The sequence below is a fragment of the Pseudomonas sp. 30_B genome (genome assembly GCF_017491605.1).
Taxonomy (GTDB): domain Bacteria; phylum Pseudomonadota; class Gammaproteobacteria; order Pseudomonadales; family Pseudomonadaceae; genus Pseudomonas.
The window spans coordinates 1-592 of record NZ_JAFGYY010000111.1; the positions used below are offsets into that span (position 1 = coordinate 1).

Annotated in this window: 1 pseudogene; it reads right to left on the reverse strand. The window is 61.5% G+C overall.

Features of this window, described 5'->3' with window-relative positions:
• A pseudogene (locus tag J5M67_RS27465) lies at nt 1–592 on the reverse strand (ISL3-like element ISBma1 family transposase); the annotation flags it as partial.

Genomic DNA, 592 nt, shown 5'->3' on the forward strand with positions numbered 1-592 from the left:
GTGTTGTTGATGCCTTCGACGACGCTGGTATTGAGCGGATGGCGGCAGCGGGCCACGATTCCGTGCCAGTAACCCTGCAAGCGCTGGGCGAACTTTTGCAAGACGGCGATCCCGCTTTGCTGAGCCTGTTCGCACCATTGCCCCCAAGCCTTTTCCGCGCAGGCCGGCTTGCGGTAGAACCAGAGCCGTTTGAGCTCGTCGCGCAGCACATAGACGCATAACAGCGACTGATTGGCCGCCAGCAGTTCCTTCAGATGCACGGCCTGTTCTGGCTTCAGGTTATGACGGTTGCGCAGCAGCAACCAGCGACTGGACTTCAGAACCTTGCGGGCCGGCTTGTCATGTCGCAGTTGGTTGGCCTGATCCACCCGTACCCGATCGATCACCTCGCGACCGTACTTGGCCACGACGTGGTACAGGTCAAAGACGATTTCCGCCTGTGGGCACTGTTCCTTGATCTCCAGCTCATAGGCCGTGGTCATGTCGATTGCGACCGCTTCGATGCGCTCGGCCACGCCTTCGGGGAGTTGTGCGAAGAAGGCGCGCGCCGTCTCGCGTGACCGTCCGGGCCCAACCCAGAGGACCTGTCGGC